14 protein-coding genes are annotated in these 14,617 nt (G+C 72.8%); 4 read left to right on the forward strand and 10 right to left on the reverse strand.

Features of this window, described 5'->3' with window-relative positions; all coding sequences use genetic code 11:
- Positions 1–114 precede the first annotated feature (114 nt).
- A complete protein-coding gene (locus ACY3FI_RS11240) occupies positions 115–603 on the forward strand; it encodes a YajQ family cyclic di-GMP-binding protein (protein ID WP_069712130.1) in 489 nt (162 codons plus the stop codon).
- Positions 604–613: 10 nt separating this feature from the next.
- Complete coding sequence (gene cls, locus ACY3FI_RS11245) at positions 614–2,074, forward strand: cardiolipin synthase (RefSeq protein ID WP_462547613.1); 1,461 nt, start codon at positions 614–616, stop codon at positions 2,072–2,074.
- A gap of 78 nt (positions 2,075–2,152) precedes the next feature.
- Here cls and ACY3FI_RS11250 read toward each other — a convergent pair whose 3' ends face one another.
- The 4 genes from ACY3FI_RS11250 to ACY3FI_RS11265 are packed head-to-tail and all read right to left on the reverse strand — an operon-like array spanning position 2,153 to position 6,608.
- The gene (locus ACY3FI_RS11250) at positions 2,153–3,271 is read right to left on the reverse strand and encodes a heparan-alpha-glucosaminide N-acetyltransferase domain-containing protein (protein WP_462547614.1); all 1,119 of its coding nucleotides are present in this window, start codon (positions 3,269–3,271) and stop codon (positions 2,153–2,155) included.
- Between the two features lie 16 nt (positions 3,272–3,287).
- Positions 3,288–4,658, reverse strand: a complete 1,371-nt coding sequence (locus tag ACY3FI_RS11255) for an FAD-dependent oxidoreductase (protein WP_462547615.1) — start codon at positions 4,656–4,658, stop codon at positions 3,288–3,290.
- Positions 4,659–4,704: 46 nt separating this feature from the next.
- Positions 4,705–5,781: a polyprenyl synthetase family protein gene (locus ACY3FI_RS11260; RefSeq protein ID WP_462547616.1), complete on the reverse strand. Its 1,077-nt coding sequence runs from the start codon at positions 5,779–5,781 to the stop codon at positions 4,705–4,707.
- A 35-nt stretch (positions 5,782–5,816) separates the two neighbouring features.
- Positions 5,817–6,608 (reverse strand): demethylmenaquinone methyltransferase, encoded by a 792-nt coding sequence (locus ACY3FI_RS11265; protein WP_462547617.1) that lies wholly within the window; start codon positions 6,606–6,608, stop codon positions 5,817–5,819.
- A gap of 85 nt (positions 6,609–6,693) precedes the next feature.
- Between ACY3FI_RS11265 and ACY3FI_RS11270 the strand changes: the two genes are divergently transcribed.
- Positions 6,694–7,953, forward strand: a complete 1,260-nt coding sequence (locus ACY3FI_RS11270) for an isochorismate synthase (protein ID WP_462547618.1) — start codon at positions 6,694–6,696, stop codon at positions 7,951–7,953.
- 101 nt (positions 7,954–8,054) lie between these two features.
- On the opposite strand, the gene menD is transcribed toward ACY3FI_RS11270, so the two are convergent.
- Together menD and ACY3FI_RS11280 are read right to left on the reverse strand one after the other, a co-directional pair.
- The gene (menD, locus tag ACY3FI_RS11275; protein ID WP_462550350.1) at positions 8,055–9,812 is read right to left on the reverse strand and encodes a 2-succinyl-5-enolpyruvyl-6-hydroxy-3-cyclohexene-1-carboxylic-acid synthase; all 1,758 of its coding nucleotides are present in this window, start codon (positions 9,810–9,812) and stop codon (positions 8,055–8,057) included.
- A complete protein-coding gene (locus ACY3FI_RS11280) occupies positions 9,805–10,200 on the reverse strand; it encodes a PLDc N-terminal domain-containing protein (protein ID WP_462547619.1) in 396 nt (131 codons plus the stop codon). Before ACY3FI_RS11280 ends, menD begins: the two co-directional genes overlap by 8 nt.
- Positions 10,201–10,264: 64 nt before the next feature.
- Between ACY3FI_RS11280 and ACY3FI_RS11285 the strand changes: the two genes are divergently transcribed.
- Positions 10,265–10,594 carry a DUF4229 domain-containing protein gene (locus tag ACY3FI_RS11285; protein ID WP_462547620.1) on the forward strand — a complete coding sequence of 110 codons (330 nt, stop codon included), beginning with the start codon at positions 10,265–10,267 and terminating at the stop codon, positions 10,592–10,594.
- A 27-nt stretch (positions 10,595–10,621) separates the two neighbouring features.
- Here the strand turns inward: ACY3FI_RS11285 and ACY3FI_RS11290 are convergent, their stop codons facing one another.
- The 4 genes from ACY3FI_RS11290 to ACY3FI_RS11305 all read right to left on the reverse strand — a co-directional run bounded on the left by ACY3FI_RS11290 (position 10,622) and on the right by ACY3FI_RS11305 (position 14,395).
- Positions 10,622–11,620 (reverse strand): 1,4-dihydroxy-2-naphthoate polyprenyltransferase, encoded by a 999-nt coding sequence (locus ACY3FI_RS11290; RefSeq protein ID WP_462547621.1) that lies wholly within the window; start codon positions 11,618–11,620, stop codon positions 10,622–10,624.
- A gap of 11 nt (positions 11,621–11,631) precedes the next feature.
- Positions 11,632–12,777 (reverse strand): AMP-binding protein, encoded by a 1,146-nt coding sequence (locus ACY3FI_RS11295; RefSeq protein WP_462547622.1) that lies wholly within the window; start codon positions 12,775–12,777, stop codon positions 11,632–11,634.
- Positions 12,777–13,706, reverse strand: a complete 930-nt coding sequence (locus ACY3FI_RS11300; RefSeq protein ID WP_462547623.1) for a 1,4-dihydroxy-2-naphthoyl-CoA synthase — start codon at positions 13,704–13,706, stop codon at positions 12,777–12,779. The genes ACY3FI_RS11295 and ACY3FI_RS11300 overlap by 1 nt, the downstream gene beginning before the upstream one ends.
- A gap of 68 nt (positions 13,707–13,774) precedes the next feature.
- Positions 13,775–14,395 (reverse strand): hypothetical protein, encoded by a 621-nt coding sequence (locus ACY3FI_RS11305; RefSeq protein ID WP_462547624.1) that lies wholly within the window; start codon positions 14,393–14,395, stop codon positions 13,775–13,777.
- Between the last annotated feature and the right edge of the window lie 222 nt (positions 14,396–14,617).

Genomic DNA, 14,617 nt, shown 5'->3' on the forward strand with positions numbered 1-14,617 from the left:
CGAAGGCGCTCCAAGAGCATAGCGGATGGCGGAGGCTGCTCGTGACCACCCGCGGACCGGACCCCCTCCACAGGGGCCGCACCGCGTCCGGCGTGCCCGGATAGGCTGTCCGGCATGGCAGACAGCTCCTTCGACGTGGTCAGCAAGGTCGACAAGATGGAGGCGGAGAACGCCCTCAACCAGGCCGCCAAGGAGATCGAACAGCGGTACGACTTCAAGGGTGCCGACGCCTCGATCGCCTTCAGCGGCGAGGACGTCCTCATCAAGGCGAACTCCGAGGAGCGCGCCAAGGCCGTCCTCGACGTGCTGCAGAGCAAGGCGATCAAGCGGAACATCTCCTTGAAGAGCCTCGACGCCGGCGACCCCTACCCCTCGGGCAAGGAGTACCGCATCGAGGTGAAGTTCAAGAACGGCATCGAGCAGGACGTCGCCAAGAAGATCGGCGCGTTCCTCCGCGCGAACGCCCCGAAGACGGTGAAGAACCAGATCCAGGGCGACGAGCTCCGCGTCTCCTCGAAGAGCCGCGACGACCTGCAGAACACGATCCAGCTGCTCAAGGGCGAAGAGTTCGACGTGCCGCTCCAGTTCATCAACTTCCGCTAGCGCCGCCGTCTTGGAGCACTGGCTCACCGTCGCGGTCATCGTCCTGCTGGTCCTGCTGGACCTCGCGATCCGCGTCTTCTCGATCGTCTACGTCCCCTACAACCGGAAGCCCCAGACCGCGACGGCCTGGCTGCTCGCGATCTTCCTGATCCCCTACATCGGGTTCGTCGTCTTCCTGGTCATCGGCTCGACGAAGCTCCCCAGGGCCCGGCGCGAGAAGCAGACCGAGATCAACGCGTACATCCTCGAGCAGACCGAGGGCATCGAGCGGGTCCGCCGTGACCACCCGTGGCCGCCGTGGCTCGAGAGCATCACGAAGCTGAACCGTGAGCTCGGCGCGATGCCCCTGGTCGGCGGCAACTCCGCCGAGCTCTACCCGGACTCGCAGGAGAGCCTCGACGAGATGACCCGCGCGATCGACCAGTCGCGCCGGTTCGTCCACGTCGAGTTCTACATCGCGACCCTCGACGACACCACGCGCCCGTTCTTCGAGGCACTCGCCCGTGCGCAGGCACGTGGTGTCACGGTCCGGTTCCTGCTCGACCACTGGGCCAGCCGCGGGTACCCGGGCTACAAGGACACGCTGGCGTTCCTCGACCGCGCGAACATCGAGTGGCACCTCATGCTGCCGCTCAAGCCGCTGCAGGGGAAGTTCCAGCGACCGGACCTCCGGAACCACCGCAAGATCATGGTGATCGACGGCTGGGTGGCCTTCAGCGGGTCGCAGAACCTGATCGACCCGTCCTACGACCTGAAGTCGCACATCGAGCGCGGCATGGTCTACAAGGACCTGTTCGCACGCTTCGAGGGTCCGGTCGTCGCCGGTCTCAACGCCCTGTTCGTCACCGACTGGTACAGCGAGACCGACGAGCTCCTGCTCCGCGAGAGCGACCCCGTGCAGCGCGCGGACCGTGGCGACGCCCTCGACTGCCAGGTGGTGCCGAGTGGCCCGGGCTTCGACGGCGAGAACAACCTGCGCCTCTTCAACGCGCTGCTGTACGCGGCGCAGCAGAAGGTGTCGATCACCTCGCCGTACTTCGTGCCGGACGACTCGATGCTCTACGCGATCACGACGACCGCGCAGCGCGGGGTCGAGGTCGAGCTCTTCGTCGGCGAGATGGGCGACCACGCGATGACCTGGCACGCGCAGCGCTCGTACTACGAGGAGCTCATGCGGGCCGGCGTCCGGATCTGGCTGTACCGCGCGCCGACGATCCTGCACGCGAAGCACTTCACGATCGACGACGACGTGTCGGTCATCGGCTCGAGCAACATGGACATGCGCTCCTTCAGCCTCAACCTCGAGGTCTCCGTGATGATCCGCGGTCGCCGCTTCGTCGACGCCCTGCGCGACGTGCAGCAGGCGTACAAGGAGCACAGCTTCGAGCTGACCCTCGACGCGTGGCTGGAGCGGCCGCGCCGCTCGCAGGTCCTCGACAACGTGGCGCGACTCACGGCCGCCCTGCAGTAGCGCACCGGCCGGGAGGCGCGGTGCACGTCCGCCGCGTCGCCCCGGCCCGCCGCGACCCGGCACCACCACCGTGGCCGGTCAGCGGGGGTCCGGCACGACCCGGGTCACCGCCTGGGTGAGCCGTTCCAGGGGCCCTCGTCCGAGGAACCGCCGCCAGAGCACCGCGACGAGCACGGCCCCGATCACGAACCACGCCCACGCAGCGCCCGACTGCGGGTACGTGGGCAGGAACGCGAGCACGACCAGGTGCCCGGCGTAGACGGTCAACGGCATCGAGCCGACCGCAGCGAGCGGGAACGCGATCCGCGCGGCGGTCCGTCCGCGTCCGTCGAACACCAGCGTGCAGAGCGCGATGACCGCGACGGCGATCCCGGCCGTCCCGACGACGTCGACCACCGACGAGGAGTGGTCCCGCGGCGAGAGGAACTCCTGCGCGAGCGCCTGTCCCGGTGTGCTGCCCTCCCCGGCCCACGGGACGCCGGGGAACGCGAACGCCGCGTCCGCCGGGACCGGCGCCAGCACGTTCCCGATGACGTACGCGGTGGCGGCGACCAGTGCGCCGGACGCGAGGAGCGCGACCTGTCGGCCCCGTGCCTCCAGTCCGGCCCTGGCGACCGCGAGACCGACGAGCACGTACGCCAGGAAGGTGACCACGGGGTAGACCAGGCCGAGCTGCACCTCCCACATGCCGGCGTCCGCGTAGAACGGCACGATGCCGAGCGCGACGACGGGCGACGCGACCGCGCACGCCGCGGCGGCCACGAGCAACCAGCGGGCCCGGACCCGCAGCACGGGGACGACGAGCAGGAAGAGCGCGCCGTACGTCGGCAGGATGACGTACACCGGCGTCTGCAGGGCCATGAGCAGCAGGCCGACGGCGACCACGACGAGGGCCCGGACGGCGAGGCGCGCCCGCATCCGGGAGATCACCGGCGGGCCCGGGGGCGTCGTGCGGCCGGTGGTCAGTCCGACGGACACGCCCGCGAGGACCGCGAACAGCGACGACGAGCGGCCGTGCGCCACCGCGGCCCACGTGCCGGGGTCCGACCAGTCCACCGCGTCCGCGATCCCCCCGACGTGGGTGCCGATCATGCCGAGCAGGGCGATCGCACGGGCGACGTCCACCCCCTGCAGGCGTCCGGGCGGCACGACGACGCCCCGCATCGCGGCGGGCGGTGCGGGGCGTGCGGCGGTCATCGCTCGGTGGCCGGGGTCAGCTCGTCGGCGCGCCGGTGCGACCGAGGGACACGTCGACCATCTCGTCGCGCGGCACGACCTTGACCCGCTCGCGGCCCCGGGCCTCGCCGAGCGCGAGCTCGTGGGCGTCGAGGGCGTGCCAGCCGTCGAGGTCCGTGTAGGCGACGCCCCGCTCGCGGAGCAGCGCCGGGACGGCCTCGGCGGACGGGTCCTCCGGCGTCCACCAGCTGCCCTGGTCGTTGACGATGTGCTGGACGGTCTCCATCGCGTCGGACTTGGTGTGCCCGATGAGGCCGACGGGCCCGCGCTTGATCCAGCCCGTCGCGTAGACGCCGGGCACGCGGCTGCCGTCCTCGCCGAGGACCTGCCCCTCGTGGTTCGGGATCACGCCGTAGCGCTCGTCGAACGGCACGCCGGGCAGTGCCGAACCGAAGTAGCCGACCGCACGGTAGACCGCCTGGACGGGGAGCTCGCGGACCTCGCCCGTGCCTTCGACGCCGCCCTGGCCGTCCGGCCGGGTGCGCTCGTAGCGGATCGCGGCGACCTTGCCGTCCTCGCCGACGAGCTCGAGGGGCTTCGCGTAGAAGTGCAGGTGGAGTCGGCGGCTGGCCTGGCCGGTCTCGCGCGTGCGCCACTGCTCGAGCACGCGGTTCATGACCATGACCTGCTTGTTCGTGGCGATCGCGGTCTTCGAGGCCTCGTCGTGGTCGAAGTCCTCGTCGTAGACGATCATGTCGACGTCGCGGAGCTCGCCGAGTTCGCGGAGCTCGAGCGGCGTGAACTTCACCTGGGCCGGCCCCCGGCGGCCGAAGACGTGCACGTCGGTGACCGGCGACGCGGCGAGCCCCTCGTACACGTTGTCCGGGATCTCGGTCGGCAGCAGGTCGTCGGCGTGCTTGGCGAGGATGCGGGAGACGTCGAGCGCGACGTTGCCGTTGCCGATGACCGCGACGCTGGAGGCGTCCAGCGGCCAGGTGCGCGGGACGTCCGGGTGGCCGTCGAACCAGCTCACGAAGTCCGCGGCGCCGTACGAGCCGTCGAGTTCGATGCCGGGCAGGTCGAGGTCGGCGTCCTTGATCGCGCCCGTCGAGAACAGCACCGCGTGGTAGTGCTTCTTGAGGTCGTCGAGGGTGATGTCCTCGCCGAACCGGACGTTGCCGAACAGCCGGACGACCCCGCGGTCGAGCACGTCCCGGAGCGCGTTGACGATCCCCTTGATGCGCGGGTGGTCCGGCGCGACGCCGTAGCGGACGAGGCCGTAGGGCGCGGGGAGCTGCTCGAACAGGTCGATCGACACGTCGTAGCCGTGCGCCTCGCGCAGCAGGATGTCCGCGGCGTAGATGCCGGCGGGGCCGGCGCCGACGATGGCGAGTCGGAGGGTGGGCACGTCAGGTCTCCAGTTCGTTCGGGTGCGGCGGCGCCGGGTGGCGGCGCTACCGGCTGCGTTCGACGACGGACTCGGCGAAGCGCGTCAGTGCGCGCTTCACGGTGCCGTCGGGCAGCGGGGCGAGGGCGTCGACCGCTTCCTCCGCCCAGCGGACCGCGACGGCGCGCGTGGCCGTGGTGGCCTCGTGCTCGCGGAGTGCGGCGACGGCGGACTGGTACGGGCTGCCGTCGACGGCGTCGTCCGGCGCGTCCTTCACGTCGTGCTCGATCCGGGCGAGCAGCGCGGCCGCCTCGGGGTCACGCGCCGCGAGCCGACGGAGCTGCAGCAACGGCAGGGTGTCGACCCCGGCGCGCAGGTCGTTGCCGGCGATCTTGCCGGTCTTGTCCTTCGCGGGGGCGAGGTCGATGACGTCGTCGACGAGCTGGAAGGCCACGCCGACCTTCTCACCGAAGGTACCGACGGCGTCGAGGTAGGCACGGTCGGCGCCGGAGAACATCACGCCGGCGCGAGCGGCCGTCGCGATGAGCGAGCCGGTCTTGTCGCTGAGCACCTGGATGTAGTGCTCGACCGGGTCGTCCTCGGGCTGCGGGCCGGTGGTCTCGTGCAGCTGCCCCATGCACAGGCGCTGGAAGGTCTCGGCCTGCATCCGGATGCCCTCGGTGCCGAGGTCTGCCGTGATGAGGCTGGCCCGGGCGAAGAGCAGGTCGCCGGTGAGGATCGCGACGTTGTTGCCGTAGGTCACGTGCGCTGCGGGCACACCGCGTCGCACCGGTGCCTCGTCCATGACGTCGTCGTGGTACAGCGAGGCGAGGTGCGTGGTCTCGATGCTGACGGCGGCCTTCACGACCGCGTCGGTCACACCGTCGCCGAGCTGCGCGATGAGCAGCGTCAGGGTCGGCCGGATGCGCTTGCCGCCCGCGGCGAGCAGGTAGCGGCTCGTGGTGTCGGCCAGCGTGTCGGTCGACGCCATCGCCTGCTCGAGGCCCTGCTCGACGAGTTCGAGCCCGTCGTCGACGGCGGTGATGAACCGGCGCTCCGACGGCGTGGCGAAGAGTCGCTCGCCGATGCCCAACGACTTGCGGAGACTCGGTGCGCGACGTGCGACCGGGACGCTCGGGTTCAAGTGCTGCTCCGTGTTCGGGGGGGGTGTGCGGCGGGTCAGCCGTCGGTCGGGTCGACGTGCGGCTGCTCGCCGGTGTGCTGGTGCTCCCGGCGGGCCTTCGCCCGACGGGCGACGGACTCGCGGACCGTCCCCGCCACGGGCTTGCGACCGCGGTGCAGTGCGACGATACCGGCCGTGAGGTTCCGGTACGCCACCATCGTGAAGCCCACTCCGCGCAGCCACTGGCTGAGGACCTGCTGCTCGGGCCACGCCTCGATCGACTCGGCGAGGTAGCGGTAGGCCGCCGGGTTGCTCGAGGAGAGCTTGGCGACGCCGGGCAGCACGCGCTTGAGGTAGGCGCCGTAGCCGAAGCGCAGCAGCGCGAGCGGCGGCGTGGAGAACTCGCAGATGACGAGGCGACCGCCGGGCTTGAGCACGCGGAGCATCTCGCCCAGCGCCTGCATGGGGTCGTTCACGTTGCGCAGCCCGAACGAGATCGACACCGCGTCGAAGGTGTCGTCGTCGAACGGCAGGTGCTCGGCGTCGCCCTGCACGAAGGTGATCTCGGGGTGGCGCTCGCGTCCGACGGCGATCATGCCGGCGGACAGGTCGAGCGCGGTGACCTCCGCACCCTTCTTGGCGAAGGCGGCGGCGCTCGTGCCCGTGCCCGCGGCGATGTCGAGCACCTGCTCGCCGGGCTGGGGGTCGACCGCGCGGACCGTCGCGACACGCCACAGCGGGGCGTTGCCCGCGGAGAGGATGTCGTTCGTGAGGTCGTACTTCGCGGCGACGTCGTCGAACATGGCCGCCACCTCGTCCGGCCGCTTGTTCAGGTCCGCTCTGCTCACCCGACCAATCCTAGAGGTCCCACCCGCACGTCGCCCGGGGGTCCGGGCGCCCACCGGCGCGCCGCCCGACGCGTACGATCGGTCCGTGACCCGAACCACCACGGCGGCACCCCCGCTGACGGTCTCGACCCGGATCCTCGACGACCCGGGCGCCGTCCTCCGCCACACCCTCCGGGACAGCCCGCTCGCGTTCGTCCGGAATGGCGACGGGATCGTCGGGATCGGCGAGGCACTGCGGTTCACGTTCTCCGGGCCGGACCGGATGCGGGACGCCTCCGCCGTCTGGCGCACCCTGGTCGCGGGTGCCGAGGTCGACGACCCGGTGCAGCTCCGGGGCACCGGACTCGTCGCGTTCGGGTCCTTCACGTTCGCCGACGACTCCGCCGACACGAGCGTCCTCGTCGTGCCGCGCGTGGTGATCGGCCGCCGCCGCGGCAAGGCGTGGCTCACCGCGGTCGACACCACCCCGGACCCCGAGCCGCTGGCGTTCCGGCGCACCTCGGTGCCGGTCCCCCGGGTCGGCGGCCACGTCTCGGTCGCACTCGGCCCGGGGCGCATCGACGAGCAGGGCTACGCGGACCGCGTCGCCGAGGCCGTCCGACGGATCTCGGCGGGCGAGGCCGAGAAGGTCGTGCTCGCCCGTGACCTCGTCGGCTCCATGCCGCCCGACGCCGACCGGCGTGCCGTCCTGCTCGACCTCGCCGACGCGTACCCGCAGTGCGTCACGTTCGCGGTCGACGGGCTGTTCGGCGCCACCCCGGAGACCCTCGCCCGCACCGACGGCACCAGGCTGTCGGCCCGGGTGCTCGCCGGCAGCGCCGCCCGCGGCACCGACCCGGTGAGTGACCGCGCCGCCGCCGAGGCCCTCGCCACGAGTGCGAAGGACGTCGAGGAGCACCGCTTCGCCATCGAGAGCCTGCTCGCCGCGCTCCGACCGATCGCCTCCGACCTGCGTGCCGACCCCGAGCCGTTCCGACTGCAGCTGCCGAACCTGTGGCACCTCGCCACCGACGTGCAGGCGACGCTGCCGACCGGCACCACCTCGCTCGACGTCGCCGACGCGCTGCACCCGACCGCCGCGGTCGCCGGCACCCCGACCGACGTCGCGGTGCGCCTGGTGGCCGATCTGGAGGGCGTGGACCGTGGTCGCTACGCCGGCCCCGTCGGCTGGCTCGGTGCGAACGGCGACGGCGAGTGGATGCTCGCGCTCCGCAGCGCCACGGTCTCCCCCGAGGGCGAGGTGCGGGCCTGGGCCGGCGCCGGCATCGTCAGCGGCTCCGACCCGGCGCGCGAGGTCGCCGAGACGGCGCTCAAGTTCCGCCCCGTCGCCGACGCGCTCGCCTGACGCCACGGATCCGGCCCGGACACGGGACGGACGGGAGGCGCAGGGCGGCACCGCCACGCGCCTCCCGTCCGGCGGGTGCGTGCGTCACCGACGCGCGCCGCTCAGTCGGCCAGGGGCACCTCGACGACCACGCGCTGCGCGGGGTCGGTGAGGACCTGCTCGAGGTCCCCCCACGTCGTCGCCCGGCGGTACTCCCAGCCGAGACCGGTCACCACGCGCTCGACGTCGACGTCCTGCGGCGTCGTCATCATCCGGCGCATGTCGGCGTCCGGGGTCGTCGCCGCGACCTCGAGCCCGCGGAAGATCGCGCCGCCGTGGTCGTTTCCGACGACGACCTGCACGCGGTGCCGCGGTTCGTCCGACCCGGTGACGAGCGCCCCGAGGTCGTGCAGCAGCGTCAGGTCACCGAGCAGCACGCGCGTCGTGCCGATCGCCCCGGAGGTGCGTTCGAGCGCGGCGGCGATCCCGAGCGCGGTCGAGATCGTCCCGTCGATGCCGGCCAGCCCGCGGTTGGCGTGCACCCGGACGTTCTTCCCCGGGACCGACGCGTCGGCTTCGCGGATGAGCTGTGACGCGCCGAGCACGAGCCGGTCGTGCGGCCAGGTCGCACCCCACACCGCGTCCGCGAGCATCCGGCGGTCGACGGGTCGCCGACGCAGCGACACCTCGTCGCGGAGGAACTGGTTGCGCTCGGCGCGGTCGGCCGACCGCTTGGCGTCGAGGTCCGGCCCGGCGTCGCCGTCGCCGAGCAGCGCGCGGCTCGCCACCACCCAGCGACCCACCCAGGCGCGGTGCTCCGGCCGGGTGCGGCCGGTCACGCGGACGTCGGACACGAAGGTGGTCGCGGCGTCCGCCCGGGAGGCGCGGGCCGGGTCGTACGGGTCGGCTCCCGGTCCGCGGACCACCACCGTCTCGACGTCGGCGCGCTGCAGGAGCGCGGGGACCTCACGGCTGAGGGTCGGGTGCCCGAGGACGACCGCGCGGCGCACCGCGCCGCCGAACGCCGGGTCGCGGAGCAGCTCGCGGTAGGCCACGACGAGGTTGCGCCCGAAGTGCGCGCCGCTCGAGACCTCGGCGATCAGCGGCGCACCGAGCTCCCAGGCGATCCGTTCGGCGTCCGCGCCGGCGTCGTGTCCGGCGATGACGACCGTCGCTGCGTCGTCGTCCGGCGCAAGCTCGGCGACCGGCAGCCCGGAGTGCACCCGACGCGTCGCGAAGGCGGTGTCGACGTCCTCCTCGGCGACGGGGTCGACGTCCTCGGCGCGCAGTCCGGCCGACAGCGGTTCGCGGAAGGCCACGTCGAGCTGCACCGGCCCGGGTTGCCCCTCGTGTCCGGAGGCCGCCGCGACCGCGCGACGGGCGAGGGTCCGGACGGTGTCGACCGTCGTCGCGTCGATGCCGTGCGCGGCGGGCGCCTGCACGTCGAGCACGAGGTCGACCGCCGCACCGAAGATTCCCGGCTGCACGGTCGTCTGGTTGCTGCCGATGCCCCGGAGCTCGGCGGGCCGGTCGGCGCTCAGCACGATCATCGGCACACCGGAGTGGTGCGCCTCGAGCACGGCCGGGTGCAGGTTCGCGACGGCGGTGCCGGAGGTGGTGACCACGGCCGCGGGCCGACCGGTCTCGACCGCGAGGCCGAGCGCGAAGAAGCCGGCCGTGCGCTCGTCGAGCCGGACGTGCACCGTGGGGCCGCCGGCACGCTCGAGGGCGACCGCCGCGAGGGCGAGGGCCTGCGAGCGGGATCCGGGACTGACCACGACGTCGGTCACGCCGGCATGGGCGAGCTCCCGGAGGAGCGCGAGCGCGAAGTCGGTGGCGGGGCTGCCCGAGCCGACGCGGTCGTGCGGGCCGTCAGCGATCGGGGGTGCCGTCGTCGTCGTGTCGGCGGTCGCGGCGCTCGTCGCGTCGGGCTTCGCGGTCGCGGAACTGCTGCTCGAGGTCTCGGAGGGTCTCGTCGTCCTGGTCCTTGTCCGTGCGGGGCCGCTCGGGGCCGTGCGGTCCACCGAGGAAGTCCGGGTCGTCTTCGGGTCCACGGTACCGGGGCTGCGCGCCGCCGTTCGTCGCCGGCGCACGGCCGAGCAGGAACCACAGGACGCCGCCGAGCACGGGCAGGACGATCACGAGGAGGAGCCACACGCCGCGGCTGAGCGAACGCACGCGCTGGCGGGGCATGGTCGCGCAGTCGATGGCCGTGTACACCGTGAACGCCACGGCGGCGACGACGACGATCAACCAGAGCCGGACCATCACCGGAGTCTAGGTCGCGAGTCTGTGGGGTCCCTGCTCGTCGTGGCGTCCGTAGACTCATGGGGTGAAAGCGTGGCTCGTCTACACCCTGGCCCGACTCGGCATCTTCGCCGCGGCCCTCGCCGTCCTGCTCGTCATCGGGCTGAGGTGGTACTGGGCCACGATCCTCGCCGCGGTCGTCGGACTGCTGGTGTCCTACATCGCCCTGCCGAGGCTCCGCGGCCGCGTGACCGAGAGCCTGGCCTCCCGCCGGGGTCGTCCGGAGCGCGACGCGGACAGCGACTTCGAGGACGACTTCGTCGACGCGGCGGACTCGGACGCCCCGGCCACGACGCCTTCGCCGACGTCGGACGCCGACCGGCACGCGGACCTGCGGAAGCGCGACGAGGCCTGACCCGACCGGGCCCGCACGTCGCGCGGGCTACGGCGTGATCGCGAGCGTGATCGCCAACACGACGCCGAACGCGAGCGACGTGAACGAGGACAGCTGCAGCGCCGTGACGAGTTCGCGCGGCTTCCGGGACGTCACGCCGATCACCAGCGCCGGCAGCGCGAGCAGCAGCGAGAAGTACGTGAAGCCGGCGCGGAAGTACAGCACCACGAACCAGAGCAGCACGACGTACGGCAGCATCAGGAACAGCGCGTAGAGCACGCGTGCCACCGGGCGCCCGACCACGACGGCGAGGGTGCGCTTGCCGGCCAGACGGTCCTCGTCGATGTCGCGGATGTTGTTCACCATCAGCACCGCGCAGGCGAAGAAGCCCGCGGCCACGGCAGCCGCCCACCCGCTCGGGGTCACGGTGCCGATCTGCACGAACTGCGTGCCCAGCACGGCGACCAAGCCGAAGAACACGAAGACGAAGACCTCGCCGAGCGCGTTGTAGCCGTAGGGCCGCTTGCCGCCGGTGTAGAACCACGCGGCGACGATCGCGGCGGCACCGACGAGCAGCAGCCACCACGCCTGGGTGAGCACGACGATCACGATGCCGGCGACGGCGGCCAGGCCGAAGAAGGTCAGGGCGACGGTGAGGACCGTCCGCGGCTTCGCGATGCCGGCGCCCGTGAGGCGGGCCGGGCCGACGCGGTACTCGTCCGTGCCGCGGACCCCGTCGGAGTAGTCGTTGCTGTAGTTCACGCCGATCTGCAGGAACAGCGCGACCGCGAGGGCGAGCAGTGCCACCGCGAGGTGTCCGTCCTTGCCCAGGTAGTCACCGAACGATCCGGGCATCCGGCTGTCGACGTACGCGACGGCGGTGCCGAGGACCACCGGGACGACGCCGAGCGTCAGCGTCCGGAGGCGTGCCCCGCCGATCCAGTCGGCCGCGGTCGCCTTCCGGGCGCCACCGCGGACCGCGCCCGCGGCCTTCGCGGGGTTGCCGGAGCGGGTCTTCGAGCGGGTCGTGTTCTTCGAGCGTGCCACGACCCACCATCCTATTCGTGCGCGGGTCCTCCGGCGGCGAGCTCCTGCACCGCACGACGATCGGGCTTGCCGGAGGGCAGCATCGGCACGGCCTCGACGACCACCACCTCGGCGGGACGGGCCGCACGACCGAGGGCGCTGCCGACGTGGTCGCGGAGCACCGTGAGGTCGACCGGCACCGGCGTCACGACCACGGGCACCTCGCCCCACTCCCCCGACGCGCGCCGGGTCACCACGGCCTGGTCCTGGTCGGGCAGCTCGCGGACGAGCCGTTCGACCGCCCCGAGCGCGACCTTCTCGCCGCCGGAGATCACCACGTCGTCGAGCCGACCGGTCACCCGGACGACGCCGTCGACGACCTCGGCCGCGTCGCCCGTGCGGTACCAGCGCAGGCCGTCCCGCTCCACGAAGGTCGCAGCCGTGCGGCGCTCGTCGCCGAGGTACCCCTCGGCGAGCATCGGTCCGTGCAGCCAGAGCTCGCCGTCGACCGTCTCGGCACGGACGGGCCCGAGCGGCACCCCGTCGTACACGCAGCCGCCGCTCGTCTCGCTCGCGCCGTAGGTCGTGACGATCCGCACACCCGCCGACCGTGCCCGTTCACGCAGCGGCAGCGGAGTGGCCTGCCCGCCGACGAGCACCGCGTCGAAGCCGGCGAGGGCCCTCGCCGCGCGGGCGTCGTCGAGCACCCGGGCGAGCTGCACGGGGACGAGCGAGGTGTACCGACGCGGGGCTGCCGGGCCGGGGGCGATCCGGTCGGCGGCGTCCGCGAAGGCCGCCGGGTCGAAGTGGCCCGACGCCACCACCTCGGGCACGGTGCCGGCGGCGATCGACCGCGTCAGGACGTTGAGCCCGGCGATGTAGTGCGTCGGCAGCGCCAGGAGCCACGTGCCCGGGCCGCCGAGTGCCGCGTCGGCGGCGGCCGCGCCGGCCAGGAGCGCCTCCGAGGACAGCGCCACCCGCTTGCCGGTGCCGGTCGAGCCGCTCGTCTCGACCACCAGGGCGACCCGCTGCGGGACGTCGGCCGGCGGCGCGACCGGCAGCGCCGGCGAGCCCTCGGCGACGGGCAGCAGTGCGGGGCCGCCGGCGAGGGCCGCCTCCAGACCGCGCAGCACGGCCATCGGGTCCGACACGCCGAGCGCGACCAGCGGCCGGGGCATCAGTAGTGCCAGGGGAAGGCGGTCCACTCCGGCGCGCGCTTCTCGAGGAAGGAGTCGCGGCCCTCGACGGCCTCGTCGGTGCCGTAGGCGAGGCGCGTGGCCTCGCCCGCGAAGACCTGCTGGCCGACCAGGCCGTCGTCGACCGCGTTGAAGGCGTACTTGAGCATCCGGATCGCCGTCGGCGACTTGCCGAGGATCGTCTCGCCCCAGCGGATCGCCTCGCGCTCGAGGTCGGCGTGCGGCACGACCTTGTTCACCGCGCCCATCTCGTAGGCCCGCTGTGCCGAGTACTCCTCGGCGAGGAAGAACACCTCACGCGCGAGCTTCTGGCCGATCTGCTTCGCGTAGTAGGCGCTGCCGTACCCGCCGTCGAACGACCCGACGTCGGCGTCGGTCTGCTTGAAACGACCGTGCTCGGCGCTCGCGATGGTCAGGTCGCAGATCGCGTGCAGGGAGTGCCCTCCGCCCGCGGCCCAACCCGGGACGACCGCGACCACGACCTTCGGCATCATCCGGATGAGCCGCTGCACCTCGAGGATGTGCAGCCGTCCCATCGACGCCTGGGCCGCTGCGGGGTCGACGCCCTCGGGCGGGGCACCTTCGTCACCGACGTACTGGTAGCCGCTGCGTCCGCGGATGCGCTGGTCGCCGCCGGAGCAGAACGCCCAACCGCCGTCCTTCGGGCTCGGGCCGTTGCCGGTGAGCAGGACCACGCCGACCCTCGGGTCCTGCCGGGCGTCGTCGAGCGCACGGTACAGCTCGTCGACGGTGCGGGGACGGAAGGCGTTGCGCACCTCGGGACGGTCGAAGGCGACCCGGACGATGCCCTTCGACACGTGCTTGTGGTACGTGATGTCGGTGAAGCCCGCGGCGATCGGCGCCTCGGTCCAGACGTCGGGGTCGAACAGGTTGGAGACGGGTGCAGCCATGCTCCCCAACGTACCGTCCGGGTCGGCGGCACCGCGTCGGACCGTGTCTGCTGTGGAGAACGGTGTGGTCAGCTGCCGCTGGCCGCGCCGCCCATGCCCGTGAGCAGTTCGGGCGCGACGATGACGAGCAGGACGATGAGGATCACCGGGTTGGCGAAGAAGGCGATGACCACGCCGACGGCGCCGTACCACCGGCCGAACGACCCGACGGCCGCGACGAACCCGAGCACCGCCGCGATGAGCGTGAGGAACACGACGACGAAGCAGATGCCGAACGCGAAGTCGGTGTCACCGCCCATGAACACCGCGAAGGCGCTGGCGTCGACGGCGGCGGACACCACCGCGAGGCCGAGGGCGATCTTGCCGACGACGGGGTTCCGCTTCTTCCGGCCGCGGGGCTGGTCGCGCACGTCGACGGTGTTGCGCTGCATGAGCCGGGCGAACTCGTCGGTGTCGCGGCCGGGGGCCGGTCGGCCGGCGGTGGCACCGCGAGCGGATGCCTGCGCCGCTCGCGCCGGGGCGGGTCGCGCCTGCGGTGCTCGTGCCGGTGCTGCCGGGGTCTGCGCTGCTCGTGCCTGCGCCGCTCGGGCCTGCGCGGCTCGGGCTTGCGCTGCCGCGGAACCCTGCGTCGTCCGCGCGGGTGCGGCTGCGGCCTGACGCTGCGTGGGTCGCTGCGGTTCCGGCGCCACCGAGCCTCCCTCTCTCGCGGTCTGGTGCTGTCTCCACACGGGCGGTCCCCGGTTCCCGCGGCGGTGCCGACGGACGTGGGGCACGTGTGGATCGTGCGTGGATCGGCCAGTGACGACGGGACCTGGTGCCCCCGCCGGGCGAGGCCGACCGCTGCATGCTAGTGCGCTGCCCTGGCGGTCCGCTCCGAGGAACCGTCGGGTGCGCTGGATGTGCCGTGCGGG

The organism is Curtobacterium sp. RM9, assembly GCF_054956955.1.

Coding starts and splice junctions, on each gene's coding strand:
- ACY3FI_RS11280 (WP_462547619.1), bottom strand. CDS start 10,200: ATGGTCCGGCTCTGGTTGATCGTCGTCGTCGCCGCCGTGGCGTTCACG.
- ACY3FI_RS11295 (WP_462547622.1), bottom strand. CDS start 12,777: ATGCCCCGGCCGCTGGTCGCGCTCGGCGTGTCGGACCCGATGGCCGTG.
- ACY3FI_RS11240 (WP_069712130.1), top strand. CDS start 115: ATGGCAGACAGCTCCTTCGACGTGGTCAGCAAGGTCGACAAGATGGAG.
- ACY3FI_RS11250 (WP_462547614.1), bottom strand. CDS start 3,271: ATGACCGCCGCACGCCCCGCACCGCCCGCCGCGATGCGGGGCGTCGTC.
- ACY3FI_RS11300 (WP_462547623.1), bottom strand. CDS start 13,706: ATGGCTGCACCCGTCTCCAACCTGTTCGACCCCGACGTCTGGACCGAG.